At 73.7% G+C, this 26,544-nt stretch carries 21 protein-coding genes; 16 read left to right on the forward strand and 5 right to left on the reverse strand.

The features are described from left to right. Positions 1-202 precede the first annotated feature (202 nt). The 5 genes from AC3CHW_RS28705 (at position 203) to der (ending at position 5,587) form a co-directional block, all read left to right on the forward strand. Positions 203-1,288: a prephenate dehydrogenase gene (locus AC3CHW_RS28705; RefSeq protein WP_488468364.1), complete on the forward strand. Its 1,086-nt coding sequence runs from the start codon at positions 203-205 to the stop codon at positions 1,286-1,288. 146 nt (positions 1,289-1,434) lie between these two features. Further along, positions 1,435-2,358 carry an SCO4651 family lipoprotein gene (locus AC3CHW_RS28710; protein WP_488468365.1) on the forward strand — a complete coding sequence of 308 codons (924 nt, stop codon included), beginning with the start codon at positions 1,435-1,437 and terminating at the stop codon, positions 2,356-2,358. A 283-nt stretch (positions 2,359-2,641) separates the two neighbouring features. Then, the gene (gene cmk / locus AC3CHW_RS28715; protein WP_398610084.1) at positions 2,642-3,355 is read left to right on the forward strand and encodes a (d)CMP kinase; all 714 of its coding nucleotides are present in this window, start codon (positions 2,642-2,644) and stop codon (positions 3,353-3,355) included. Further along, positions 3,316-4,068 carry a lysophospholipid acyltransferase family protein gene (locus AC3CHW_RS28720; RefSeq protein WP_488468366.1) on the forward strand — a complete coding sequence of 251 codons (753 nt, stop codon included), beginning with the start codon at positions 3,316-3,318 and terminating at the stop codon, positions 4,066-4,068. The genes cmk and AC3CHW_RS28720 overlap by 40 nt, the downstream gene beginning before the upstream one ends. Positions 4,069-4,126: 58 nt before the next feature. Beyond that, a complete protein-coding gene (der, locus tag AC3CHW_RS28725) occupies positions 4,127-5,587 on the forward strand; it encodes a ribosome biogenesis GTPase Der (protein ID WP_488468367.1) in 1,461 nt (486 codons plus the stop codon). 105 nt (positions 5,588-5,692) lie between these two features. On the opposite strand, the gene AC3CHW_RS28730 is transcribed toward der, so the two are convergent. Next, entirely contained in the window at positions 5,693-6,067 is a 375-nt protein-coding gene (locus AC3CHW_RS28730; protein WP_187118117.1) for a hypothetical protein, read from the reverse strand. A gap of 194 nt (positions 6,068-6,261) precedes the next feature. Then, positions 6,262-7,044, reverse strand: a complete 783-nt coding sequence (locus AC3CHW_RS28735) for a hypothetical protein (protein ID WP_398609954.1) — start codon at positions 7,042-7,044, stop codon at positions 6,262-6,264. Positions 7,045-7,670: 626 nt separating this feature from the next. Here AC3CHW_RS28735 and AC3CHW_RS28740 point away from each other — a divergent pair. From AC3CHW_RS28740 to AC3CHW_RS28755, 4 genes are all read left to right on the forward strand, one after another. Next, a complete protein-coding gene (locus AC3CHW_RS28740) occupies positions 7,671-8,921 on the forward strand; it encodes a glycosyltransferase family 4 protein (RefSeq protein ID WP_398609955.1) in 1,251 nt (416 codons plus the stop codon). Next, complete coding sequence (locus tag AC3CHW_RS28745) at positions 8,918-9,877, forward strand: hypothetical protein (protein ID WP_488468368.1); 960 nt, start codon at positions 8,918-8,920, stop codon at positions 9,875-9,877. Before AC3CHW_RS28740 ends, AC3CHW_RS28745 begins: the two co-directional genes overlap by 4 nt. A gap of 107 nt (positions 9,878-9,984) precedes the next feature. Then, positions 9,985-10,155, forward strand: a complete 171-nt coding sequence (locus AC3CHW_RS28750) for a hydrophobic protein (protein ID WP_488468369.1) — start codon at positions 9,985-9,987, stop codon at positions 10,153-10,155. A gap of 296 nt (positions 10,156-10,451) precedes the next feature. Beyond that, positions 10,452-11,453, forward strand: coding sequence for a helix-turn-helix transcriptional regulator (locus AC3CHW_RS28755; protein WP_488468370.1), 1,002 nt, complete (start codon positions 10,452-10,454; stop codon positions 11,451-11,453). Here the strand turns inward: AC3CHW_RS28755 and ctaD are convergent. Beyond that, positions 11,413-13,107 (reverse strand): aa3-type cytochrome oxidase subunit I, encoded by a 1,695-nt coding sequence (gene ctaD, locus AC3CHW_RS28760; protein ID WP_488468371.1) that lies wholly within the window; start codon positions 13,105-13,107, stop codon positions 11,413-11,415. The genes AC3CHW_RS28755 and ctaD overlap by 41 nt on opposite strands. 559 nt (positions 13,108-13,666) lie before the next feature. On the opposite strand from ctaD, the gene AC3CHW_RS28765 reads away from it, so the two are divergent. Then, the gene (locus tag AC3CHW_RS28765; protein ID WP_488468372.1) at positions 13,667-13,882 is read left to right on the forward strand and encodes a proteinase inhibitor I78; all 216 of its coding nucleotides are present in this window, start codon (positions 13,667-13,669) and stop codon (positions 13,880-13,882) included. A gap of 145 nt (positions 13,883-14,027) precedes the next feature. Here AC3CHW_RS28765 and AC3CHW_RS28770 read toward each other — a convergent pair whose 3' ends face one another. Continuing rightward, positions 14,028-14,984, reverse strand: a complete 957-nt coding sequence (locus tag AC3CHW_RS28770; protein ID WP_176160909.1) for a phosphatase PAP2 family protein — start codon at positions 14,982-14,984, stop codon at positions 14,028-14,030. A 775-nt stretch (positions 14,985-15,759) separates the two neighbouring features. On the opposite strand from AC3CHW_RS28770, the gene AC3CHW_RS28775 reads away from it, so the two are divergent. Both AC3CHW_RS28775 and AC3CHW_RS28780 read left to right on the forward strand, forming a co-directional pair. Continuing rightward, positions 15,760-17,514 (forward strand): MFS transporter, encoded by a 1,755-nt coding sequence (locus tag AC3CHW_RS28775; RefSeq protein WP_488468373.1) that lies wholly within the window; start codon positions 15,760-15,762, stop codon positions 17,512-17,514. Between the two features lie 184 nt (positions 17,515-17,698). Next, positions 17,699-18,886: an acyl-CoA dehydrogenase family protein gene (locus tag AC3CHW_RS28780; RefSeq protein WP_398609962.1), complete on the forward strand. Its 1,188-nt coding sequence runs from the start codon at positions 17,699-17,701 to the stop codon at positions 18,884-18,886. A gap of 152 nt (positions 18,887-19,038) precedes the next feature. Here the strand turns inward: AC3CHW_RS28780 and AC3CHW_RS28785 are convergent, their stop codons facing one another. Continuing rightward, positions 19,039-19,473, reverse strand: a complete 435-nt coding sequence (locus tag AC3CHW_RS28785) for a cell division protein SepF (RefSeq protein ID WP_176160906.1) — start codon at positions 19,471-19,473, stop codon at positions 19,039-19,041. A gap of 230 nt (positions 19,474-19,703) precedes the next feature. On the opposite strand from AC3CHW_RS28785, the gene AC3CHW_RS28790 reads away from it, so the two are divergent. The 4 genes from AC3CHW_RS28790 to AC3CHW_RS28805 all read left to right on the forward strand — a co-directional run bounded on the left by AC3CHW_RS28790 (position 19,704) and on the right by AC3CHW_RS28805 (position 26,538). Continuing rightward, on the forward strand, positions 19,704-21,026 hold the full coding sequence (locus tag AC3CHW_RS28790) for a DUF5685 family protein (RefSeq protein WP_488468374.1): 1,323 nt from the start codon (positions 19,704-19,706) through the stop codon (positions 21,024-21,026). A 962-nt stretch (positions 21,027-21,988) separates the two neighbouring features. Then, a complete protein-coding gene (locus AC3CHW_RS28795) occupies positions 21,989-24,088 on the forward strand; it encodes an FAD/NAD(P)-binding protein (RefSeq protein WP_488468375.1) in 2,100 nt (699 codons plus the stop codon). Between the two features lie 99 nt (positions 24,089-24,187). Further along, positions 24,188-25,213, forward strand: a complete 1,026-nt coding sequence (locus AC3CHW_RS28800) for an LLM class flavin-dependent oxidoreductase (RefSeq protein ID WP_488468376.1) — start codon at positions 24,188-24,190, stop codon at positions 25,211-25,213. Beyond that, positions 25,210-26,538 carry an NtaA/DmoA family FMN-dependent monooxygenase gene (locus tag AC3CHW_RS28805; protein WP_488468377.1) on the forward strand — a complete coding sequence of 443 codons (1,329 nt, stop codon included), beginning with the start codon at positions 25,210-25,212 and terminating at the stop codon, positions 26,536-26,538. The genes AC3CHW_RS28800 and AC3CHW_RS28805 overlap by 4 nt, the downstream gene beginning before the upstream one ends. Positions 26,539-26,544 lie beyond the last annotated feature (6 nt).

Here is a 26,544-nt window from a genome sequence, read left to right on the forward strand (position 1 = left end):
CCCGCAGCACGGCGCATCGCACCCCACTTGCCCGCCCCGGCCACCGGCCGCACACGCCCCCCGCGCGCGGCCCACTCGCGCCCCCGCCACGCGCCCGTCTCGGCTGGCGGGCGTCGGGCCATCGGCCGGCCGGCGCTGGTTAGGGTGGCGGTAAGCGGTAGGTGACAGCGCCAGCCCGTAGCCCGCAGAAGGACACCACTTCGTGAGAACCGCCCTCGTCATCGGTACCGGCCTCATCGGCACCTCGGCCGCCCTCGCGCTGGCGGGCCGGGGCGTCCACGTACACCTGGTCGACCACGACCCGGCACAGGCCCGCACCGCCGCCGCCATGGGCGCCGGCAGCGACGCCGAACCCGAGGGGCCGGTGGACCTGGTCATCGTGGCCGTGCCCCCCGCGCACGTCGCCGACACCCTCGCCGACGCGATGCGGCGCGGCCTGGCCCGCGGCTACCTGGACGTCGCCAGCGTCAAGGGCGGCCCGCGCCGCGAGCTGGAGGCCAAGGGCTGCGACCTGACGCACTACCTGGGCACGCACCCGATGTCGGGCCGCGAGCGGTCGGGCCCGCTGGCCGCCAGCGCCGACCTCTTCGAGGGCCGCCCCTGGGTGCTCACGCCGTCCCGGGACACCGACACCGAGGTGCTGAACCTGGCCCTGGAGCTGGTGGCGCTGTGTCACGCCGTGCCCGTGGTGATGGACGCCGACGCGCACGACCGCGCCGTGGCGCTGGTCTCGCACACCCCGCAGCTCGTCTCCAGCATGGTGGCGGCCCGGCTGCAGAACGCCGACGAGACGGCCGTGCGGCTGTGCGGCCAGGGCATCCGGGACGTCACCAGGATCGCCGCCTCCGACCCGGCGATGTGGATCGACATCCTCTCGGCCAACCCGGGCCCGGTCGCCGACGTGCTGGCCGAGCTGGCCGACGACCTCGCGGAGACCGTACGGGCCCTGCGCTCCCTGGAGTCCGGCGCCGAGGACGCGCGCGAGAACGGCGCGGCCGGCATCGCCGACGTGCTGCGCCGCGGCAACGCGGGCCGGGTCCGGGTGCCGGGCAAGCACGGCGCCGCGCCCGCCGCCTACGACACGGTGACCGTCCTCATCGGCGACCAGCCGGGCGAGCTGGCCAGGATCTTCGCCGACGCGGACCGGGCCGGCGTCAACATCGAGGACGTACGGATCGAGCACGCGACCGGCCAGCAGGCGGGCCGCATCCAACTGGTGGTCGAGCCGAACGCGGTGCAGCCGCTGTCGGTGGCGTTGCGCGAGCGGGGCTGGCCGCTGCGCCCGTGAGCGCGCCGCGTCGCGACAGCCGGTTCTCGGCCATTGTGGTGGCCGAAGTGTGACGCCTCGCCCCGGGCCCGGTGGCGTGGGCGTGTACGCCGCCGGGCCCGGGGCACCCGCGTCTACCGACAGTCCACACGACCACGGGAGGCAGGATGCGCGCACGGCGGCTCATTCGACGGACAGACAGCGGCGCGGGCGCCGGGCCGGCGTCCCGCCGGGGACGTACGACGATCGCCGCCCTCGCGGTGGCCGGCCTCGCCGCCGGTACGGCCCTGACCGGGTGCGGAAGTGACGACGGCTCCGACGGGAAGACGGACAACGCGGGCGGCGGGAAGAGCTCGGAAAGCCCCGAGACGCCCGGCGCGGGAGCGGACCAGAGCCAGGTGGTCCAGACGGCCTACGAGAAGACCGCCGAGGCGGAGACCGCGAAGATGCGACTGGTCACGAAGACCAGCGCGGGCTCGAAGGACGTCACGGTGCGGGGCGAGGGCGTCATCGACTTCGACGACGGCGCGTCGAGGCTGACGCTCTCCGGGGGCGGGAAGCAGGTGGAGCAGCGGGTCGTCGACGGCGTGCTCTTCCAGCAGCCGCCGAAGGAGGAGCGCCAGCAGATCCCCGGCGGCAAGCAGTGGATCAAGGTGGACCTGGCGAAGGTCACCGAGCGGAACGACCGCTCCGGAGGAGACCAGATCAGCGACCCGGCGGCGTCCGCCCAGTACGCCAAGGCCATCTCCGACGGGAAGGTCAAGAAGCTCGGCAGCCAGGAACTGAACGGTGTGCAGACGACCCGCTACCGGGTGAGCGTCGACGTGGACAAGCTCGCCGGCCCCCACAAGGCCCAGGCCGCCCAGCTCAAGAAGCAGTTCGGCCGGCACCTGCCGATGGAGCTGTGGCTCGACGACGACGGCCGCATCCGGCGGCAGCAGATGGAGTTGACGCCCAAGCAGGGCGAGATGAACGCACAGCGCGTGACGGCCCGCACGGTCATCGACTTCACCGACTACGGCACCGACGCGGAGGTCGAGGCGCCGCCGCGCGGCCAGACCGCCGACGTGACCAACAAGGTGACGGGGTGACGCGGTGACGGCGTGACGCGGTGACGTGTGCGGGGGCGGGGCGGCCGGAGCCGGCGGTTCTCGGGTCGCCCCCGCACCGCCGCCGACCCGGGCGAGGACCCGGGCGGGGGCCCGCGCGGCGCTCCGGGGCCGGTCGCCACACCACGGGTGGCGGCCGGCCCCCGGCCGACGGCGGTGGCCTCGGCTGCACGGGGTGGTCATTTCAACCAGTAACCTTGTCGGAGACTCTCGTTTCGCGATCACTCCGCGTCCGCCCCGTAGTAACGCCCCGTGCATGAGGAAGGTGTCTGTCACCGTGGAAACCGCCGCCCGGACCGCACCGGCAGCAGTCATTGTCGGCATCGACGGCCCCTCCGGCACGGGCAAGTCCAGCACCTCCAAGGCCGTCGCCGCCAAGCTCGGCCTGCGCTACCTGGACACCGGGGCCCAGTACCGGGCGATCACCTGGTGGATGCTGAGCAACGGCATCGACGTGAACGACCCGGTCGCCGTCGCCGACGCCGCGGCCAAGCCCGCCATCGTCTCCGGTACGGACCCGGCCGCGCCCACCATCAGCGTGGACGGCGCCGACGCCGCGGGCCCCATCCGCACCGCCGAGGTCACCGCGGCGGTGAGCGCCGTCAGCGCCGTGCCCGAGGTGCGCGCCCGGCTGACCGCGTTGCAGCGCACCATCGCCGCCGAGGCGCCGCACGGCATCGTCGTCGAGGGCCGCGACATCGGCACCACCGTGCTGCCGGACGCCGACCTCAAGATCTTCCTCACCGCTTCGGAGGCGGCCCGCGCCGCCCGCCGCAGTGGCGAGCTGGGCAGCAGGAGCGCCGCGGACATCGCCGCCACGCAGGCGGCGCTGGCCAAGCGGGACGCGGCCGACTCGGGGCGCAAGACCTCTCCGCTGGCCAAGGCCGCCGACGCGGTCGAGGTGGACACCACCGAGCTGACCCTGGAGCAGGTCATCGAGTGCGTGGTCACCCTGATCGAAGACAAGCAGGGCGCGTGAGCACGGCCGCGGCACAGCGGGCGGCGGCGCCGCGGCAGGCGCCGAGCGGGCCGGGTGCCGCGGTCGGTCGCCGCATCGGCATCGGCCTGATGTACTCGCTGTGGCGACCGCGCGTGCTCGGCGCCTGGCGGGTGCCGACCAGCGGCCCGGTCATCCTCGCGGTCAACCACGCGCACGGCGTCGACGGACCGATGCTCATGGGCACCGCGCCCCGGCCGGTGCACTTCCTGATCAAGAAGGAAGCGTTCGTCGGGCCGCTCGACCCGTTCCTGCGCTCCATCGGCCAGCTCAAGGTGGACCGGGAGATCGCGGACCGGACGGCGATCACCGACGCGCTCGCCGTGCTGCGCCGCGGCGACGTGCTGGGCATCTTCCCGGAGGGCACCCGGGGCGAGGGCGACTTCGCCGCGCTCCGCGCCGGCCTGGCCTACTTCGCGGTGCGCGGCGACGCCCCCATCGTGCCGGTGGCGGTGCTGGGCACCAGCGAGCGGCGCGGCCGGGCGATAGCGGCCCTGCCCCCGCTGCGGTCCCGCATCGACATCGTCTTCGGCCCGGCCTTCCGCGCCACCGACGACGCCGACGGCGGCGACCCGACCGGGGCGGGCGCCCCCCGCGCCCGGGCCACCCGGGCAGTCCTGGACGCGGCGACCGTCCGCATCCAGGCGCGGCTGAGCGAGCACCTGGCCGACGCCAGGCGCCGCACCGGCCGCTAGACAGACGTGAGCGGTGGGCCGTGAGGGCCCGCCGCCGAGGGACGACGAGGAACACTTCATGAACGACCAGATCCACTCCGGCGACGAGCACGGTGAGCTTGGCGACGCCGAGTACGCGGAGTTCATGGAGCTCGCCGCGCAGGAGGGCTTCGACCCCGAAGAGGTGGAGAGCGACATCGCGGCGGCCGGCCACGGCCCGCTGCCGGTGCTCGCCGTCGTCGGCCGCCCCAACGTCGGCAAGTCGACCCTGGTCAACCGCATCCTCGGGCGCCGCGAGGCGGTCGTGGAGGACCGCCCGGGCGTGACCCGGGACCGGGTGACGTACGAGGCCGAGTGGGCCGGGCGCCGCTTCAAGGTGGTGGACACCGGAGGCTGGGAGCAGGACGTGCTCGGCATCGACGCCTCGGTGGCCGCGCAGGCCGAGTTCGCGATGGAGGCCGCCGACGCGGTCGTCTTCGTCGTGGACTCCTCCGTCGGCGCCACCGACACCGACGAGGCCGTGGTCAAGCTGCTGCGCCGGGCCGGCAAGCCCGTCGTGCTGTGCGCCAACAAGGTGGACGGTCCCGCGGCCGAGGCGGACGCCGCGGCCCTGTGGTCGCTCGGCCTCGGCGAGCCCTACCCGGTCTCCGCGCTGCACGGCCGTGGCACCGGCGACATGCTCGACGCCGCTCTGGAGGCGCTGCCCGAGGCCCCGGCCCAGACCTTCGGCACGGCCATCGGCGGCCCGCGCCGCGTCGCGCTCATCGGCCGCCCGAACGTGGGGAAGTCCTCGCTGCTGAACAAGGTCGCGGGCGAGGAGCGGGTGGTCGTCAACGAGCAGGCCGGCACCACCCGCGACCCGGTGGACGAGCTGATCGAGCTGGGCGGCAAGACCTGGAAGTTCGTGGACACCGCCGGCATCCGCCGCCGCGTCCACCTCCAGGAGGGCGCCGACTACTACGCGTCGCTGCGCACCGCGGCGGCGCTGGAGAAGGCGGAGGTCGCGGTCGTCCTCATCGACGCCAGCGAGTCCATCAGCGTGCAGGACCAGCGGATCATCACGATGGCCGTGGAGGCCGGTCGGGCGCTGGTCATCGCGTACAACAAGTGGGACACCCTCGACGAGGAGCGCCGCTACTACCTGGAGCGGGAGATCGAGCGGGACCTGGTGCAGATCCCGTGGGCCCAGCGGGTCAACGTCTCGGCGCGTACGGGGCGGCACATGGAGAAGCTGGTCCCGGCGATCGAGACCGCCATCGCCGGCTGGGAGACCCGGGTCCCCACCGGGCGGCTGAACGCCTTCCTCGGTGAGATCGTGGCCTCCCACCCGCACCCGATCCGCGGCGGCAAGCAGCCGCGCATCCTGTTCGGTACGCAGGCGGGCATCAAGCCCCCGCGGTTCGTCCTGTTCGCCTCCGGCTTCCTGGAGGCCGGCTACCGCCGCTTCGTGGAGCGCCGGCTGCGCGAGGAGTTCGGCTTCGAGGGCACCCCGATCCACATCTCGGTGCGGGTCCGCGAGAAGCGCGGGCGCAAGAAGTAGCGGCCCGGGGTCAGTCCCCAGGCCGCCGCGCGCACGGGCCGCTCCGGCACCTCCGCCAAGCCGGTGCCCCCGCCGCCGCGTCCAGCCGACGCGGCGGCGGTCTTCCTACAGGCCGCGTCGCCTGCCGTCCCGGGGCGCGGGCGGCAGCGCCGCCGGCAGGTTGGTGCGCTGGTGGCGGCCGTTGCCCGACCAGCCGCCGCCGTCCCAGGTGCCGGTGCGCTCCCAGCCGCCCGGGCGCTCCCACGCGCCACGCTGCTCGCGGTGGCCGAACGCCGTGAACCCCAGGTCCTCCTCGCCCGAGCGGTCCCCCGGCAGGGCCCGGAAGGACCTGCGGTACTCCGCGTACAGGGCGTCGAAGATGGGCGTGGCCGACGCGACGTGCTGGTGGGGCCGCGCGTGGTCGGGTCCCTCGTGCGGGGGCCGCATGCTGGGGATCGGGGGCTGGTAGGGGTCGCGGGGGGCGGGCTCGTATGTGTGCACGTAAGCGCCAACGACCCGATCGCTCGTCGGATGCGGGGAGTATGGCGAATGCGCCACCCGTGAGGCGTATGGGGGAGTGTGTCCGAAGTGGGCGTTCGGGCGGGCGCGTTCCCGGTCCGGCGTCACGGACCGGGAGCCGTACGGGGCGGCGCCGTACGGCTGCGGACCCTGCCCCCGCACGGGCGCGGCCCGCATCACGTGCCCGCGAGCGGCATCGCGGCGGCGACCAACTGCCCGCTCGCCGCGGCCCGCTCCAGGGCCGAGCGGAGCAGGTCCTCGCGCGGCTGCTGGCCGATGACGCCGGCCGGGGCCGCGTAGACGAACACGGTGTTGCTCTTGTTCGCGGCGGCCCGCCACCCCTCGGTCACGTGCAGCGGTTGGTGGGCCTGCCACCACGCGGTGGACGCGGTGCCGTCGGCGCCGGGAGAGAGGACCGCGTGCAGTTGGCCCATGGCCAGCAGCACCGACCAGCCCGCGTTCCGCTCCGGCCGCCGCTCCAGGTCGGTGACCGGCCGGAAGCCCTGCTCGGTGAGGAGGGTGAGGAAGTCGTCGCCCGGGCCGTCGGAGCCGGGCCGGACGATGGGCCCGGTCGGCTCGACCACGAGCCCGGGGTGGACGTCGCCGTCGAGCAGGATCAGCCCGCTGGTGACGCCGAGCACCGCCTGCCGCGGGTCGCTCTTGGTGATGCTGTCGGCGTCCTGGCTCGCGGTGATGGACCGCACGGCCCCCTGCAACTGCTCCTCGGAGACCGTGACCACCTGCGACGGGATGCAGGAGGCGTGCGCGAAGGCGAGGACGGCGGTCTCGTCACCGACGAACAGGACCGTGCTGGTGGGCTCCTGCGCGGCGTCGCCGGGGGTGCGACACGAGGTGCAGTCGTAGTTGCCCGGGGTGTTGTCGCCGACGAGCAGCCGTTCGGCCTCTTCGTCGCCGATCTCGGCGCGTACGTCGTCGCTGACGTCGAGCATGCGCGGCACGGGTGGCTCCTCGAATTCGTCTCCATGCGCCGGGTGGACCCCCGGCTCGTAATGAACACAACGGGGGACCAGCGGCGGGGGTCACGCCGGGCGTGACGCGGAAACGCGCCGTCCCCGGGCCGCCGCCAGCCCCGCACGGAAGCGCTTGCGGGCCGCTCCCACCCGCCCCGCCGCTGGCCCGCGAGGGGCCGGGCGTGGGGCGGCTGGGTCCTGTGGGGCGGCCGGATCACGCCCCCGCGGCCCGCCGTGCGCGAGCCCGACCGGCCGGCGCGGTGGCGCGTACGCGCTCGGGCGGGCACCCTTGGGCAGCGAGCGAACGGTCATCGTGGCCTCGGGGCACCCGCTCCGAGCGGCCCGTGGTCCGGGTGCGCCGGGCGCGGGAGCGACCGCGCCGGTTGGCCCGACCCGGTGACGCCCGGCAGCGCGGCGCCCCGGGGCGGACCGCGCCGACCGGCCATGATGATCACTCGGCTGGGAAAGTTCCCGCAGGGTGCTACCGATTGCACATCGCTTGGGGAACAAGATGGTGTGCGGGGCCAACCCCGCAACCGTTTTCCTGGTCTTACCCAGAAGTTAAGGCGGACGAGCGACCGTCCGCAGGGAAAACCGTGGGATGACGGGGACGGATGCATATCTCATTCCTGATTCACAACGCGTACGGGATCGGCGGGACGATCCGCACCACGTACAACACTGCCCGCACGCTGGCGGAGCAGCACGACGTGGAGATCGTCTCCGTGTTCCGGCACCGCGACGAGCCGGTCTTCGACCCCGGCTCCAAGGTGACGTTGCGGCATCTGGTGGACATCCGTAAGAACAGCCCGGACTACGAGGGCAACGACCCGCGGTACACCAAGCCCGCCCGTGTGTTCCCGTACACCGAGGGCCGGTACAAGCAGTACAGCGAGCTGACCGACCTGCGCGTCGCCGAGCACCTGGCGGGCCTGGAGACGGACGTGGTGGTCGGCACCCGGCCCGGGCTCAACTGCCACATCGCGCGCGAGGCGCGGCGCGGGATCGTGCGCGTGGGGCAGGAGCACCTGACCCTGAGCACGCACTCCAAGGGGCTGAAGAAGACGCTGCGCGGCCTGTACCCGAGGCTGGACGCGGTGACCACGGTCACCGAGGCCGACGCGCGCACCTACCGGCGCCAGATGCGGCTGCCCGGGGTGCGGGTGGAGGCGGTGCCCAACAGCGTTCCGGAGCCGGGGATCACCCCGGCCGACGGCACCGGCAAGTGGGTCGTGGCCGCCGGCCGGCTGGCCCCGGTGAAGCGGTACGACCTGCTGATCAAGGCGTTCGCCAAGGTCGTGGCGCAGCGCCCGGACTGGCGGCTGCGGATCTACGGCGGCGGCACGGAGCGGGACAAGCTGCGCGCCCTGATCGACCGCCTCGGGCTCTACAACCACGTCTTCCTCATGGGCCCCGCCAACCCGCTGGACCCCGAGTGGGCCAAGGGCTCGATCGCCGCCGTCACCTCCAGCCTGGAGTCGTTCGGCATGACGATCGTCGAGGCGATGCGCTGCGGGCTGCCGGTGGTCTCCACCGACTGCCCGCACGGCCCCGGTGAGATCATCGACGACGGCGTGGACGGCCGGCTCGTCCCCGTCGGCGACGTCAACGCGATCGCCGGCGCCCTCCTCGACCTGATCAACAACGACGAACTGCGGCAGCGCATGGGCGGCGCCGCGCTCGCGAACTCGGCCCGCTTCGACCCCTCCCAGGTCGCCGGCCGGTACGAGGCGCTCTTCAGTGACCTGATGTCGCGCGGCGGACTGCGCGGCTCGCTCCACCGCACGCGAGGCGCCCTGCTCAGTGGCGTGTACGCGACCAAGGACGTCGGACGACAGGCGTTCAGAAAGGTACGTGCCGCATGACGACCCCCTCTGCACAACTGCCCACGCCCGCCTCCCGGCCCGAGGCGAGCGCGCCGCTGCGCGCGGACAGCGTCGCCGACTCGGCGGGCGGCCTCACCTTCGACATCGACCTCGCGCTGCGCGACCCCGCCGACTGGAACGCGGCGCTCGTGCTCAGGCTGCGGGGTGACGCGGAGGGCGCCGACGAGGTGCGGCTGCCGCTGTCGCCGGCCGGGGAGCGGCGGGTACGGGCCGTGCTGCCCAGCACGGTCGCGCTGCCCGAGGGCCGCTGGGACGTGTACGTGGCCGTGGGCGACGAGCGGCCTCGGCGGCTCGCGCCCGGTCTGAACGACCTGCGCTCGCTGGTGGACCGCAGGCCGGGCCCGAGCCTGTCGCCGCTGGCCGTGTGCATCCCGTACACCACCAAGCACGGCAACCTCTCGCTGCGGAGCTGGCTGCGGGCCCCGCACGCGGAGGCCGGCGAACTGCGGGTGGCGGACGGCACGCTGACCGGGCGCGGCCGGCTCTACCGGGTGGAGCGCCCGGTGGCCTGGCTGTCCGGCGCGGTGGTACGGGCCCGGCTGCGCCGCGACCCGTCGGTGGCGCACGAGGTCCCGGTCACCGCGGACTGCGCCGACTTCGACTTCTCGCTGGCCTACGCGGACCTGGCCGCGCACTGGGACGGCGGGCAGGACGTGTGGGACCTGTGGCTGGCCCGGGCCGACGAGGCCGCCGAGGCCGACGAGAAGGAGGAGAACGACGACGGCCGGGCGGCGGAAGCGGCGGCCGAGGCCGTCCCGGCGGACCGGCCGCCCGCGGCGCGGGTGCGCATCGCGCGCATCCTGGACGACGTCGTGGACAAGAAGCCGGTCTTCGCCTACCCGGCGCTGTCGTTGAGCACCGACCGCGGCACGGTCCGCGTCACGCCGTACTACACGGCGGACAACGACCTCTCGGTGCGCGTCGAGGGGGCGTAGCGACCACCGGGGAGAGCGGGGCGGCCCGGGGGAGGCCGTCGTGGGACGGGAACGGTGGGCATGGTCCGGGGCGAGCGGGGCACTCGATTGCCCTGGAGGTGCGAACTATGGTTCCTGTCCTACTCGTTCTGTTGCTGGCCCTGCTCCTGTTCGGCGCCGGCTTCGCGATCAAGGTGCTGTGGTGGGTCGCCATCGCCGTGTTGGTCATCTGGCTGCTCGGCTTCCTGGTGCGCTCCACCACGCCGAGCGGCCACCGCTCCCGCTGGTATCGATGGTGAGCGGGTCGGTCCGGGCGCGTGGCACCCCACCACGGTGACCGCCGCGCCGGCGAGCCGCCCAGCGAGTCGCCCGGCGACCGCGCCCGCACCCGACGCGTCGTTCGGTGCGGACCCCTCGCCGCCCGTGGGCCCGTGCCCGCGCCCGATCACCGGGCGCGGGCACGGGCGTGCCGGGCCGCCGGGGCAGCGGGCGCGTCGGGCTGGGGCAGCGGGCGATGACGGCGCCTCGCGTCCGCCCACCCCTACCGGTTCCTCGCGGACCGTGGCTGTCCGCGATGGCTGGCAGACTGCTGCCCATGTTGGAGACCTCGGCCCGACTCCTGCGTCTGCTCTCGCTGTTGCAGACCCACGGCGGCCTCGCATCGACGGACCGGTACGGCGCGAGTGGCGGGCGCCGCAGTTGGGCGGGCGCGGAGCTGGCCGAGCGGCTCGGTGTCACCCCGCGCACCATCCGCCGCGACGTGGACCGGCTGCGCGAACTCGGCTACCCGGTGCACTCCGTGCCCGGCACGGCGGGCGGCTACCAGCTCGGCGCGGGCGCCGAACTGCCGCCGCTGCTGCTCGACGACGACGAGGCGGTGGCCGTCGCGGTGGGGCTGCGGATGGCCCCCGCCGGGGTGGAGGGCATCGACGAGAGCACCGTGCGCGCCCTGGCCAAGCTGGAGCAGGTGCTGCCGGACCGGCTGCGCCGCCGGGTCTCGGCGCTGAACACGTACACGGTGCCGATGGTCGGCGCGCAGGGTCACGCCGCCATCGACCCGCGGGTGCTGACCGAGTTGGCGCACGCCTGCCGGGACCGGGAGCGGGTCCGCTTCGAGTACCGCGACCACGGGGGCGGTGTGAGCCGCCGCACGACCGAGCCGTACCGCCTGGTGTGCTCGCGGGCGCGCTGGTACCTGGTGGCGTGGGACCTCGACCGCGCCGACTGGCGCACCTTCCGGGCCGACCGCATCACCCCCAAGCCGCCGCACGGGCCGCGCTTCGAACACCGCGAGCCGCCCGCCGAGGACCTGGCCGCCTACGTGTCGCGGGGGGTGTCCGTGACCGCGTACGCGCACCGCGCCACCGTGCTGTTGCGGGTCCCGGTGGAGCGCGCCGCGGAGCGGATATCACCGACGGCGGGCGTCCTTGAGGCAGTCGACGAGCACTCCTGCCTGCTGCACACCGGCGCGCACGCGTTGGACGTGCTGGTCCTTCACATCGTCCTGGCGGGCTTCGACTTCGAGGTGCGCGAGCCGGCCGAGCTGCGCGAGCACATCAGACGGATTCGCGACCGCCTCGATCGGGCTCTGCCGTGATGCTCGCCTCCTCCAGCCGCGCCACCCGCGGGTGGTGCAGGTCGAAGGCGGGGGACTCGGAGCGGATGCGGGGCAGCGTGAGGAAGTTGTGCCGTGGCGGCGGGCAGGAGGTCGCCCACTCCAGCGAGCGGCCGAACCCCCACGGGTCGTCCACGGTCACCGGCGGCGCGTAGCGCGCGGTCTTCCAGACGTTGTAGAGGAACGGCAGCGTGGACAGGCCGAGCAGGAAGGCGCCGACGGTGGAGACCATGTTGAGCGCGGTGAAGCCGTCGGCCGCCAGGTAGTCCGCGTACCGGCGCGGCATGCCCTCCACGCCCAGCCAGTGGTGGACCAGGAACGTGGCGTGGAAGCCCACGAACAGGGTCCAGAAGTGGACGCGGCCCAGGCGCTCGTCGAGCATCTTGCCGGTGAGCTTCGGCCACCAGAAGTAGAAGCCGGCGAACATCGCGAAGACGACGGTGCCGAAGACCACGTAGTGGAAGTGGCCCACCACGAAGTAGCTGTCGGTGACGTGGAAGTCCAGTGGCGGCGAGGCCAGGATGACGCCGGTGAGGCCGCCGAACAGGAAGCTGACCAGGAAGCCGATCGACCACAGCATCGGCGTCTCGAAGGAGATCGCCCCGTGCCACATGGTGCCGATCCAGTTGAAGAACTTCACCCCGGTCGGCACCGCGATCAGGAAGGACAGGAAGGAGAAGAACGGCAGCAGCACCGCGCCGGTGGCGAACATGTGGTGGGCCCAGACGACCACGGACAGCCCCGTGATGGCCATCGTCGCCCCGATCAGCATCACGTAGCCGAAGATCGGCTTGCGGGAGAAGACCGGGATGATCTCCGTGACGATGCCGAAGAACGGCAGCGCGATGATGTAGACCTCCGGGTGCCCGAAGAACCAGAACAGGTGCTGCCACAGGATCGCCCCGCCGTACTCGGCCTCGAAGACCACCGCCCCGAAGCGCCGATCCGCCTCCAGGCACAGCAGCGCGGCGGCCAGCACGGGGAAGGCGATGAGCACCAGGATCGAGGTGAACAGCACGTTCCAGGTGAAGACGGACATCCGGAACATCGTCATGCCGGGCGCGCGCATCCCGATGATGGTGGTGAGGAAGTTGACCGCGCCCAGGATCGTGCCGAAGCCCGACATCGCCAGGCCCATGATCCACAGGTCGGCGCCGATGCCGGGCGAGTGGGTGGCGCTGTTGAGTGGCGCGTAGGCGAACCAGCCGAAGTCGGCCGCGCCGTTCGGCACCAGCATGCCGCTGATCACGATGAGCCCGCCGATGAGGAACAGCCAGTACGAGAGCATGTTCAGGCGGGGGAAGGCCACGTCGGGGGAGCCGATCTGGAGCGGCATGATCGCGTTGGCGAACCCGGCGAAGGTCGGCGTCGCGAACAGCAGCAGCATGATCGTGCCGTGCAGGGTGAACGCCTGGTTGAACTGCTCGTTCGAGATGAGCTGCAACCCGGGGCGGGCCAGCTCGGCCCGCATCACCAGGGCCAGTAACCCCCCGAGCAGGAAGAAGCCGAACGAGGTGATCAGGTAGAGGTGACCGATCTTCTTGTGGTCGGTTGTCGTCAGCCAGTCCACCACCACGCGGCCGGGCCGCCGCTCCCGAACCGGCCCGGTAGCCGCCTGGGCGGTCTCCGTTCCCATGCGTGCTCCCTCTGGGCGTCTGCTCTGCCGGGCTTCGGGTACCCGCCATGATGCGGGGCAGCCGCGGCGGGCGCGGCGGTACGACACGCGTACGGCGCACCGTTTCGCCCCCTTCTGCCCTGTCCGCGAGCCACTTATGAGGGCCTGTGCGGGGATCGTTGTCGGGCTTGTCTGGTGTGTCTGGCATGTGGGCGTCAGTGGGGGAAGTCGGTACGTGTAGCTATGGCCAAACCTGTGTGCGAACGGCCAGATCAATGTGGTGGAATTGTGCGCTCCCTGTGTGATGCGGTATGCATTTCCGTTAGCCGTTCAATTTCCCTACGCGTAGCCGCCCGACGGTGCGCGACGCGGCCCTTTTCGGGCGCCGGAATGAGAAATTGATGAGAACTCGGCCGCCCCTTCCGATGGGGAACGGAAGGGCCTTACGGGTGACGCGGGGTGCGGCAAACCGGGCCCTGTTTTCTGTGACCCAAGTGTGACCAGTGAGGCGCCCGTGGGCCATGTTCCGCTGGCAGGGCCCGCCTTCCGTCACCCGGCGGGGGCGCCTACGGTGGCTGGCATGGCACCTCTACCGAACCCCCCGGCCGAACCGGCCGACGACCTGGACTCCTACGTGGGCCTCGCCGGCGAGGCCGCCGAGCGGCGGGCCAGGGAGCGCGGCTGGACCACCGTCAGGTCGCTGCCGAAGGGCGCGATCATCACCATGGAGTACCTGACCGGCCGACTGAATTTCACCGTCGATGACGGCGTCGTCGAGCGCTGCTGGAAGGGCTGAGCCGGCGCCGGCGAAGCCCCGGCGCCGACGACAAGGCCCCGACGCTCCATCGAGCGTCGGGGCCTTGTCGTCGGGTGGTCCGCCGGTGTGCGCGCCGATCCTGCGGGCCGTGGCCGTGCGGGCGGCGCCGCGCGACCGCCGGCCGTCAGCCGCCGGTGCGTCCGCGCGGGGCGCCGGCCGAGCCGAGCGGCGCGCTGCGGGAGCGGTCCGCGTGCGGCGGGCGGCGGCTGCCGGTCGGGGTGACGGGGGTGCGCTCGGAGCGCGCGGTGTGCGGCCGGGCCGGATGGTGCGGCCAGCTCTCCGGGGCCCGCGCGGCACCGCCGGCGCGGCCGGCCAACGGCAGCCGCTCGCGCGTGTGGTGCTCCTCGTCCGAGGTGGCCCGCGGCGTGCTCAGCGCCGGGTTGGCCAGCGCGGCCGTCGGCTGCGGGGTGAACAGGGAGCCCGCGCGCAGGCGCGCCCAGGCGATCCGCAGCACCATCTCGGCCCACGCCATCGGCGCCTCGAACATCGGCAGCGCCAGCAGGATCAGCAGGCCGGCGGCCCAGCCGAGGAGTACGTCGCTGACCCAGTGCGTGCCGAGGTAGACCGTCGTCATGCCCACGCCCAGGGTGACCACGGAGGCGATCACGGAGGCGACCCTGCGGGCCCCCGGCGTGGTCGCCAGGTAGGCCAGCACGCCCCAGGTGACCACGGCGTTCGCGGTGTGACCCGAAGGAAATATATCGCCGTCGGCCCACATCTCGTTCGAGCCGACCACGGTCGCGTAGTGCGGGCCCAGGCGGCCCATCCCCAACTTCGCGGCGCCCACGGTCGCGTTCAGCAGCAGCAGCGAGGTGCCGAGCAGCAACAGCGGGCGCGGGCTGCGCTGCCGCCAGCAGCACCAGCCGAGCCAGGCGGTCACCATGACGGCCGTGGGCCCGCGCTGGCCGAGCACGACGAAGTAGTCCAGGAAGGTGTGGAATTCCGGCCACTGCTTGTACGGCCGGAACAACATGACTTGCCAGTCGAGCTTCACCAGCCAGGAGGTGGTGAGCACGCCGACCACCGTGGCCACGTAGACCGCGAGAGTGGACCCCAGCAGCCAGCCCCGCGTCCGCGTCATGCGCGGTCGCGCGACTTTGGCTGGGCGCTCCTCCGCCTGAGGAAGCTTGTCATCGGTACGCACTCAATCGACATTACATTGCGTGACAGGTGACATCGGTCGATCACGTCTCTTTGTGATGACGATGTGATGTGGAGAGGGTCTCGTTCTCGGCATTGCCGTTCACGATTTCACGGAATGCCGGGAGTGCTTGTCTATTCCCGTAGCGCTTCTCGTCGGGATCGCGCGGAACCCGTTTATTCTATTAGCGCTCCTCTGTTTATCGCTGATTGGCCGTGACGTTCCCCGCCGTTTCCCGTCCGGTTGCCGGGCGGCGGTCGACCCCGCCGGACGTGCGGTGATCATCTCGGTGAACGGCCGGTGTCGCGGCCCGCGTCCCGCGCGACGGCCCCTGGCGCGCGATCACATCCGGCCATAGTGCGCGCCGGTGGTCCCCGCGCGCGCCGCGGCGCCGGTCGGGGCCGCGGCCCGGCCGGGGGCGCGAGGCTCGGGCGGATGTCCGGTCGCCGACGGCGCGGTCGGCCCGTCGCCGAGCCCGGTACGGCCCAGGCCGTGCGGGTAGGGCCGGGTGTGAGCGCAGGTCAGACGGATGGTCGGGACAAATGGGGCAAGGGGCTCACAGTGCGGTGAGGTACGTGGCCCCCACCGTGACTCGCGTACGCTGACGTCTCACTCGCCCAACCCGCAGGGCCACCGGACTGCCTTCTCGACGTCACGTCGACGTCATGCCCCGAGCAGGTCCCGCGCCGCGAGCGCACCACAGGGAGGTACCTCTATGACCGGGACGACCACGACCGGCAACCGGCGGTCAGCGGGCGTTTCCCGGTTCGGGCCCGGTGCCTCGCGCTGGCGCGACGCGAGCGGCGGCGCCGACCGCTGGCTCGTGCTCGTGGTGCTGTGCGTGAGCCTGCTGCTGGTCGCCGTGGACGCCACCGTGCTGCACGTCGCGGTCCCGGCCGTCAGCGAGGACCTGCGCCCCGGCTCGATGGAGCTGCTGTGGATCGTGGACGTCTATCCACTGGTGTGCGCGTCGCTGCTGATCCTCTTCGGCACCCTCGGCGACCGGGTGGGCCGCCGGCGCGTACTGCTCCTCGGCTACGGACTCTTCGGCCTGGCCTCCGCGCTCGCCGCCCTGGCGACCACGCCCGAGGTCCTGATCGTGGCCCGGGCGCTGCTCGGCGTGGGCGGCGCGATGATCATGCCGGCCACGCTGTCGATCCTCCGCCAGGTCTTCCCCGACCGGCGCGAGCGCGCCGTCGCGATCGGCGTCTGGAGCGCCGTCGCGGCCGTCGGCGCCGCGGCCGGCCCCCTGCTCGGCGGCTTCCTCCTGGAGCACTTCTGGTGGGGCTCGGTCTTCCTGATCAACATCCCGCTGATGGTCGCCGCCCTGCCCGTCGGCCGCTGGCTGCTGCCCGAGTCCACCGGCGACGGCAACGGACCCTGGGACGTGACCGGCGCGCTGATGGCGGCCTTCGGCCTGTTCGGCGCGGTCCTCGGCGTCAAGCGGCTGGGCAACGGGCAGGGCCTGGCCGAGCTCGGGACCGCCTGCCCGACGCTGCTGGGCGGCGTCCTCCTGGTGCTCTTCGTGCGCCGCCAGCGCCGGCGCAGCAACCCGCTGGTGGACCTGGCCATGTTCGCCCGGCCCGCGTTCGGCACGGCGGTGGGCTGCATCGTGCTCGCCATGCTGGCCCTGGTCGGACTGGAGCTGATAGCCGCCCAGTACCTGCAACTGGTCCTCGGCCTCACCCCGCTGGAGACCGGCCTCCGGCTGCTGCCGCTCACGTTCGCGGCCATGGCCGCCGGCCTCGTGGGCTCCCGCATGCTGCACCGGCTCGGCCCGCGCACCATGGTCGCCCTCGGCTTCGCCATCACCGCGGGCGCGGTCCTGTCGCTGACCGCGATGGGCCAGCACGACCGCCCCGCCGTCCTCGTCTGCGGTTTCGTCCTCCTCGGCTTCGGCCTGGAGACCACCCTGTTCGGGGCGTACGAGTCGATGCTCAGCGAGGCGCCGGCCAAGTGCGCGGGCGGGGCCGCCGCCATCGGCGAGACCTCCTACCAACTCGGCGCCGGCCTTGGCATCGCCCTGCTCGGCAGCGTCATGAACGCCGCCTACACCCCACGGGTCGCCGCGACACCGGGCATACCCGACGACTCCGCCAGGGCCGCGAGCCATTCGCTCGGCGAGGCGTACGAGGTCTCCGACGCGCTCGGCGGGGCGTCCGGCGCGGCGCTGCGGGCCGCCGCCCGCGACTCCTTCGTCACCGGCCTGCACAGCACGCTCTGGGTCAGCGCCGGCCTGCTGCTGCTCGGCGCGCTCGCCGCGCTGTGCCTGCCGCGCACCATGGACGGCCCGGCGGACCCGGACGACGACACGACCCGCCCGACCCCCGCCGCGCCCAAGCACGCACGCGCCCGCGGCAAGGCGAACACCGTGCCGCGCCGGCGCCGGCACCCCGACGCGCCCGACGCGGACGAGCGCGCCGCGCCCGCGTCCGACACGGCCCCGGCGACCTCGTCCGCACGCCGCTGACACCGCGCGCCCCGCGCCGACGCCAACGCCGACCCCGCGACGCTGGCGGCAAGGGGGGCTGGACGCCGTCTCGTACCCGGAAGTAGCGTCGGGCGCGACGGGATGATCACCCCGGTCGCCGAGGCGGTACGGGCCCCGGCCGCCGGTCCCGACCCAGACCGCACCCGAGCCGGAGGCCGCCCTCATGTCCGCGCGCACCTTGCCGCCGTTCGACCCGACCGACCCGCTGGGCATCGACGACCTCCTCGCGCCCGAGGACCTCGCGGTGCGCGACACCGTCCGTAGCTGGGCCACGGACCGGGTGCTGCCGCACGTCGCCGACTGGTACGAGCGCGGCGAACTGCCCGGCATCCGCGACCTGGCCAGGGAACTCGGCTCCATCGGCGCGCTCGGCATGTCCCTTTCGGGCTACGGCTGCGCGGGCGCGAGCGCCGTCCAGTACGGGCTCGCCTGCCTGGAGCTGGAAGCGGCCGACTCCGGCATCCGCTCCCTGGTTTCGGTGCAGGGCTCCCTGGCCATGTACGCCATCCACCGCTACGGCTCCGAGGAACAGAAGCAGCGCTGGCTGCCGCCGATGGCGGCGGGGGAGGCGATCGGCTGCTTCGGCCTGACCGAACCCGACCACGGCTCCGACCCCGCGGGCATGCGCACCACGGCCAGGCGCGAGGGCTCCGACTGGGTGCTCACCGGCCGCAAGATGTGGATCACCAACGGCTCGGTGGCCGCCGTCGCCGTCGTCTGGGCCCAGACCGACGAGGGCGTCCGTGGCTTCGTCGTGCCGACGGACGCGCCCGGCTTCTCCGCCCCCGAGATCCACCACAAGTGGTCCCTGCGCGCCTCGGTCACCAGCGAACTCGTCCTCGACCAGGTACGGCTGCCGGCCGACGCGGTGCTCCCCGAGGTCACCGGGTTGCGCGGCCCGCTGAGCTGCCTCAACCACGCGCGGTACGGGATCGTGTGGGGCGCGCTGGGCGCCGCTCGCTCCTCGTTCCACGCGGCCCTGGACTACGCCAAGACCCGCGAGCAGTTCGGCAAGCCGATCGGCGGCTTCCAGCTCACCCAGGCCAAGCTCGCCGACATGGCGGTCGAGCTCCACAAGGGCCTGCTGCTCGCGTACCACCTCGGGCGTCGGATGGACGCCGGCCGGCTGCGGCCCGAACAGGTCAGCTTCGGCAAGCTCAACAACGTGCGGGAGGCGATCGAGATCTGCCGTACGGCCCGCACCATCCTGGGCGCGAACGGCATCTCGCTGGAGTACCCGGTGATGCGGCACGCCACCAACCTGGAGTCGGTGCTCACCTACGAGGGCACGGTGGAGATGCACCAGCTCGTGCTGGGCAAGGCGCTGACCGGGCTCGACGCGTTCCGGTGACGGACCCGGCGAGGTGGCTGGTGCGAGCGCGACGAGCGGGGTGAGAGGCGCGGGGGAGACGAGCGAGGCGGGCGGGGTGGCGGCGCGGGTCGGGTGACCGGGGCCGGACCCGGCCCGGCGGCGTGCGCAGCGAAGGCGCGCACGCCGCCAGGTCAGCTCTGGTTGAAGAAGCCGCTGTTGCCGCGGCGGGCCTCGCCGCTGACGACCTGATAGTCAGGCGGTGTGAGCAGGAACACCCGAGTGGCGACCCGCTCGATGGAGCCGCGCAGCCCGAAGGTCAGCCCGGCGGCGAAGTCCACCACGCGCTTGGCGTCGGCGGGCTCCATGGCGGTGAGGTTCACGATCACCGGAATGCCCTCGCGGAACAGTTCGCCGATGCCCCGCGCGTCACGGAACCCGTCCGGGGTGACCGTGGCGATGCGCGAGCCCTGGTCCTGCGCGGCCTGGTCGGCGACCCGCACCCGCGGGTCGGTCACCCAGGCGTCGCCGGGCTCGGGGCCCTCGGAGTAGTCGTCGTCGTAGTAGCGCTCATCATCGCTGTCGTCGACGAGGCCAAGCCAAGCACTCGCCTTGCGCACCGATCCCATGGACGCCTCCTCTCACGTGCGGTGGGTACTGTCCGCTCCTCTATGGTCGGCCATGTTGTAGATGATGTGCCAAGCGGATTGCCGCCGCACAGGGGATTCGTGACGGTACTGGTGCACAACGCATGCCCAGGAATCAGAGTTCCTCCCGTGCAAGGGGCCTGACGGCATGGTAGTTAGACTCGCCGGCTAAATGAGTGACGCCACGCGGCGTACGGGGGAACGAGGAAGCTTTGTTTGGGATTGTCCGACCATGTCGGCATCGCTTGTCGGATCGTCTCCGCACCGACTGGATGGCACATCTGTGCGGGCTGTGCCTGGCGCTCCGGGCCGACCACGGCCAGTTCGCCCGAGTTGCCACCAACTATGACGGCCTGATTATTTCCGTCCTGGTGGAGGCCCAGTCGCCGGAGGCCACCCGCGCGGCCGGGCGGCGCACCGCCGGCCCCTGTCCGCTGCGCGGCATGCGCACCGCGCCCGTCGCGCGCGGCGAGGGCGCCCGGCTGGCCGCCGCCGTCTCCCTCGTGCTGGCGTCGGCGAAGGTCCGGGACCACATCGCCGACGGCGACGGCGCGCTGGGCCGCCGCCCGGTGGCCGCCGCGGCCCGCCGGGTGGCCACCCGCTGGGACCGGGCCGGCGCGCTCACCGGCTCCGACCTCGGCTTCGACACGGCCGTGCTGGTGGCGGCGGTGGACCGGCAGCCGGACATCGAGGCGCTCGCCGGCCGCGGCACCCCGCTGCTGACCATCACCGAACCGACCGAGACCGCGACCGCCGCGGCCTTCGCGCACACCGCGGAGCTGGCCGGCCGACCGGCGAACCGGGCCCCGCTCGCCGAGGTCGGGCGACTCTTCGGCCGCCTCGCGCACCTCCTGGACGCGGTGGAGGACCTGGACGAGGACGCGCGCACCGGCGCGTGGAACCCGCTGCTCGCCACGGGCGCGACGCTCGACGAGGCGCGGCGGCTGTGCGAGGACGCGGTGCACGGAGTGCGGCTGGCCCTGCGGGACGTGGAGTTCACCGACGGCAAGCTCGCCCACGTGCTGCTCGCGCACGAGCTGCGGCACGCCGTGGACCGCGCGTTCGGCCCCACCTGCTCGCACCCGGCGGGCCACCCCGCGAACCCGTACGGCCCCGGAACGCAGCAGCCGTACGGCAACCCGTACGCCCAGCCGCACGGCGGCCAGCCCGCGCACGGCAACGGCCCGTACGCCCCGTACAGCGGCCTGAACGCGCCACAGGGTGCCCACGGCGCGCCCCAGCCGCTGCACCCGGGGCCGGGCCACGGCGGTTCGGACGGGGACTGGTTCGGTGGCGGGGGCGGCGACGGAGGTGGCGACGCCGGCGGCTCCCCCGGCCGCCCGCCGCGCCGACGCTCACTGGTCCCCGGCTGCGCGGTCTGGCTCGGCCTGTGCTGCACGTGCCAGCTCTGCTGCCGCGAGGAGTACCACGACCCGTGGAGCGGCGACAAGCGTGGCGGCTGGTGCCACAAGTGCGAATGCTGCGAGTGCTGTGAATGCTGCGAATGTTGTGAGTGTTGCGACTGTAGTTGCTGAATACCTGCCTGCCCGCGCGTGCGGAACTGCTCGGTGGGGTCGCTGATCCCCGGCCGCTGGCGGCGCTTGGCGTGCTCGCGCGGCGGCTCGCGGTTCCGTTGACGCTGGTCGAGCGCGCCGGGCACGAGCCCTGGTTGGAGCGGCCGGCGGTGGTACGCGCGCATGTGCGGCGCTTCGTCCGGGGCGCGGTTGGTTCTGGCGGGTAGGGGCGCGGCGGGTTCCCGATGGGTTGCTCGGGTGCGGGTGTGGTGAGGGTGGCTGGTGGTGTCGGGGGCGGCGTGGAACCTCGTCGCGCGCGTGAGTGGGCGCCGGAGGCGACGGTCGGTGGGTGGCCGTCGCCTCCAGGGTGGGACGAGGTCGGGTGCAACGGGCAGCAGAGGCAGGGCAGTTGGGCGGCCGGTGTCGTACGGCCGTGAGGTGGGTGGCGTTCGGGGCAGGGTGGGGTGGGGCCCGGGTGGGACGGGCCGAGTCGTGGGTTGGGCAGGGGTGGGTGAAAGGCGCGGAACAGCGGGAGAGCGGGTGGTGTGTGAGCAAGGCGAGGGGAGGCCGAGCGTTGACCGTGTGGGGATGCGTGCCGAAAAGCGTGGGTGCGGGGCGCGTTCGCCCGCGCTGGGGTTGGGGCCGTAACGGCTGAGGTCACGGGGGGGGCCGAGCGCGGCCGGGCCGGTGAGGGCGGGCGCTCAGGCGCGAAGGAGCAGTGTCAGCCCGAACAGGAGGAGGACCACACCCGACCGAAGTCGATGTGGTCGCGGGTGACCAGGCGCTGCCCTGAGTACATGGGCCAAGTGGAGCAGGCTTCCGTTTGTCCGTCAACTGGCGTGAGACGCGCCGTTCACAGTATGGACAGCCTTGACAGTGGGCCGTGGCCAACGCATAGCCTTCACCGTCCGGTCCTGCTGAGGGGCTCGACCGGTGTGTGGACGGGACGCGTGCTCGGATTCGAGCACCCACGGAGTCTTCGCATGTCCGTGTCACCGGATAGCTCCCCTCTTCCCCGACGCCCCCGGCCCCCGGCCATCGCGATCGTCGGCGCGGGCCCGCGCGGCGTGGGCCTGATCGCCCGGATCGCCGCGCGCGCCGCCCAACTCCTGCCGGCCTCCGCCGACCTGGTCGCCTCGCCGGCCGGCGCGTCCTCGCACGTCGGCGCGGGTTCGCCGGTCGGCGGTCGGTCGCGCGGCGGCGCGGGCCCCCTGCCCTCGCGACCCCGGCGGGTCGGCGCCGGCGCGGTTCCGGGGGGCGGCGCGACGCCGTGGGGCGGGCGGCTCGTGCTGCACCTCGTCGACCCGCACCCGCCGGGCGGCGGTCGGGTCTGGCGACCGCGGCAGTCGCCGCTGTTGTGGATGAACTCGATGGCCGCCGACGTGTCCGTGTTCGACGACGGGAGCCGTGGCTGGGACGCCGAGCGCGACGGGCCGCCGGACTCCGGGCCCTCGCTCGCCGAGTGGGCCGAGGACATCCGCGCCGGGCGGCTGAACGTGCCGCTCGCGCCCGAACTCGCCGCGGAGGTCGCCGCGTTGACCGGGCGCACCTTCGCCACCCGGCGGCTACAGAGCGCGTATCTGCGCTGGGTGTACGAGCGGGCGGTGGCCGCGCTGCCGGCCGGCGTCGAGCTGCGCGTCCACCGCCGTCGCGCGGTGCGGCTGACCGGCCCGCGCGACGGCGCGCAACGCGTCTGGCTGGAGGACCGCGAACTGCCGCTCGTCGCCGACGCCGTCGTGCTCGCCCTCGGCCACCTCGACGCCGAACCCGACGTGCGAGAGCGGGAGTTGGGCGCGTTCGCGGCCCGGCACCGGCTGACGTACCTGCCGCCCGAGTACACCGCCGACAGCGACCTGCGGGCGCTGCGGCCCGGCCAGCCGGTGCTGGTGCGCGGCTTCGGGCTGGCCTTCGTGGACCTGATGGTGCTGCTGACCGAGGGGCGCGGCGGGACGTACGCCGAGGCGCCCGGCGCCCGTGGCGAGGGGCCGGGCGACGGCCCCGAGCTGGTCTACCGGCCGTCGGGGCGGGAGCCGGTGCTGTACGTCGGGTCGCGGCGCGGCGTGCCGTACCACGCCAAGCTCGGCTACGACTGGACGGGCGAACTGCCCCCGCTGCCCCGCTTCTTCGGGCCCGAGCAGGTGGCCGACGTGCTGCGCCGGCAGCGGCCGGTCGACTTCGCCCGGGACGCGTGGCCGCTGGTCCGCAAGGAACTGGGCTACGTGCACTACCACCGGCTGTTCGCGGCCCACCCGGAGCGCACGGTCGGGAGCTGGGCGGAGTTCGAGACGGCGTACGCCGCCTGCGAGGTGGAAGGCCCCGCGCTGGCCGCGCTGGTGGCCGACGCCGTACCCGACCCCGCCGACCGGCTCGACCTGACCCGCCTCGACCGCCCGCTGGCCGGGCTCACCTTCGCGTCGCACGCCGCGCTCCAGGAGGGGCTGCGGGACTACGTCACCGCCGACCTGACACGCCGCCACGACCCGGAACACAGCCCCGACCTGGCCGTCTTCCTCGGCCTGTTGGCGGTGTACGGGCAGGTCGCCGGGCTCGGCGACATCGGCCCGTGGTGGCACGGCTTCTTCAGCTACCTCGCCTCGGGCCCGCCCGGCCCCCGGCTGCGGCAACTGCTCGCCCTGTCCCGGGCCGGCGTCGTGCGCTTCGTCGGGGCCGACATGAGCGTCACCGCCGATCCGGCGCGCGGCGCCTTCGTGGCGACCAGTGCCTCCGTGCCCGGCCACCGGGTCGAGGCCGCCGCGCTGGTCGAGGCCAGGCTGCCCGACCCGTCGGTGGCCCGCTCCCGCGACCGGCTCCTGCGCGCCCTGCACGAGGAGGACCCGGACGGGCTGCGCGTGACGCCCGGCGGGCTGGTCGCCGTACGCCCCGAGGACGCCCGGCTGCTCGACCGGGCCGGCCGGCCGCACCCGCGCCGGTTCGCGATCGGGGCGCCCACCGACGCCCGGGTCGCCGCGGCCTTCGCCCGACCCGGCACCGGAGCCCCCGCCGTACGCCAGAACGACGCGGTGGCCCGGGCCCTGCTGCGCCTGCTCACCGAGGACGCCCGGCCGGCGCGGCTGACCGCCTGACCGACCCCGGTACGACCCGGGCTCGCGCGCCGCGCCGGCCCGAGCCGACGCGAGAACGACCGCCCGACGCCTATCCACCCACGGACCCTGAGGACCCCCATGCCCCCCTTGAACCGTCCGCTGCGACTGGCCGTCGCCATCGACGGCGGCGCGCCCCAGACCGCGTCCGCCTTCGTCGACCGGGCCCACCTCGCCGAGCGCGGCGCCTTCGACTTCGTCACCCTGGACGACTCGCTCGGCCAGCCCGCGCCCGGCGTGGCGCGGCTCGACGCCCTCGCCGTGCTGGCCCGCGTCGCCCCCACCACGGACCGCATCGGCTTAGTGCCGACCGTCACCACCACCCACACCGAGCCGTTCCACGTCTCCACCCAGGTCGCCACGTTGGACTGGGTCAGCCGTGGGCGGGCCGGCTGGATCGTCGAGGTCTCGGCCACCGAGGCCGAGGCCCGGCTCGTCGGCCGCCGGCCGGCGGCCCCCGCGCCGGAGCTGTGGCACGAGGCGGGCGAGGTGGTGGACGTCGTCACCCGGCTCTTCGACAGTTGGGAGGACGACGCGGAGATCCGCGACGTGGCCACCGGTCGCTTCGTCGACCGGGACAAGCTGCACTACGTCGACTTCGAGTCGGCCACCTTCTCGGTGCGCGGCCCCTCCATCGTGCCCCGCCCGCCACAGGGGCACCCCGTGACCGTCATCGACGCCACACCGTCCCACGCCCGCGCGGCGGCGGCCCGCTACGCCGACGTCGCCCTTCTCCGCACCGACGACCCCGACGTGGTCCGCGCCGCCCGCGCGGACCTGCGCGAACGCGCCCGCGCCTGGGGCCGGGAGCCGGACCGGCTGATCGTGCTCGCCTCGCTGCCGGTGGACCTCGACGCGTCGGCCGACGCGGTCGCGCTGGCCGAGTTCGCCGCGAGCTGGCACACCGACGGCGTCGCCGACGGCTTCCACTTCCGCCCCCGAAACCCCGAGCGCGACCTGCGGCTCCTGGTGGACGGCACGGTGCCCGTGCTGCAACACCGCGGGCTGGCGCGCCACTTCTATCCGGGCGCCACGCTCCGCGAACACCTGGGCCTGGCGCGCCCGGCCAACCGTTACGCCCTCGCCAGGGAGGCATCAGCACGATGACCGACACCTCGGGCACCCCGCGTACCAGCCGTAAGCCCATCCACCTCGCCGCCCACTTCCCGGGCGTCAACAACACGACGGTGTGGACCGCGACGCCGCAGGCGCTCGGCAGCCAGATCGACTTCGCGTCCTTCACGCACCTGGCCCAGACCGCCGAGCGCGGCCTGTTCGACTTCTTCTTCCTCGCCGAGGGGCTGCGGCTGCGCGAGCACCAGGGCCGCGTCCACGACCTCGACGTCCTCGGCAGGCCCGAGGCGATCACGGTGCTCAGCGCGCTGGCCGCCGTCACCGAACGGCTCGGGCTCGCCGCGACCGTCAACGCCACCTTCAACGAGCCTTACGAACTCGCCCGCCGCCTGGCCTCGCTCGACCACCTGAGCGGGGGGCGCGCCGCCTGGAACGTGGTGACCTCATCCGACGCCTTCACCGGCGAGAACTTCCGGCGCGGCGGCTTCCTGGACCGCGCCGACCGCTACACCAGGGCCGCCGAGTTCGTCGCCACCGCGCGCGAGCTGTGGGACTCCTGGCCGCCGGGCGCCGAGCGCGCGCGGGCCGGCGCCTTCGCGCACCACGGGCGCCACTTCGACATCGAGGGCCACTTCAGCGTGGAGCGCGGCCCGCAGGGCCACCCGGTCGTCATCCAGGCCGGCGACTCGAGCGAGGGGCGCGAGTTCGCCGCGGCCACCGCCGACGTCGTCTTCACCCGGCACGGCACGCTGGAGGCCGGCCGGCGGTTCTACGCCGACGTCAAGGGCCGGCTCGCGGCGCACGGGCGCCGCCCGGCGGACCTCAAGATCATGCCGGGGGTGACGTTCGTACTCGGCGACACCGCGGCCGAGGCCCAGGAGAAGGCGGCCGAGATCCGGTACCAGCAGATCTCGCCGCAGACGGCGCTGCTCACGCTGGAGCAGATCTGGGGAGTCGACCTATCGCGATATGACCCGGATGGCCCATTGCCGGACATCGAACCCGACTACGACGCCCAGCTCAGCCAGGGCCGGGTGCGGCACGCCGACCCGCGCGCCGTCGTCGCCTCCTGGCGGGCGCTGGCCGAGGAGAAGGGGCTGTCCATCCGGCAGACCGTGATCGAGGCCACCGGGCGGCAGTCCTTCATCGGGACGCCGGCGGCGGTCGCCGAGGAGATGGACACCTTCGTCCAGACGGATGCCGCCGACGGCTTCATCCTGGTACCGCACCTGACTCCGGGCGGGCTCGACGACTTCGTCGAGCAGGTGGTGCCGTTGCTCCAGGAGCGCGGGTCGTTCCGTACCCGGTACACCGGCAGCACGCTGCGCGCCCATCTCGGGCTCGCCCAGCCCTCGTGAAAGGAC

It is taken from the genome of Streptomyces sp. MGP-BFMKR1 (assembly GCF_057766585.1).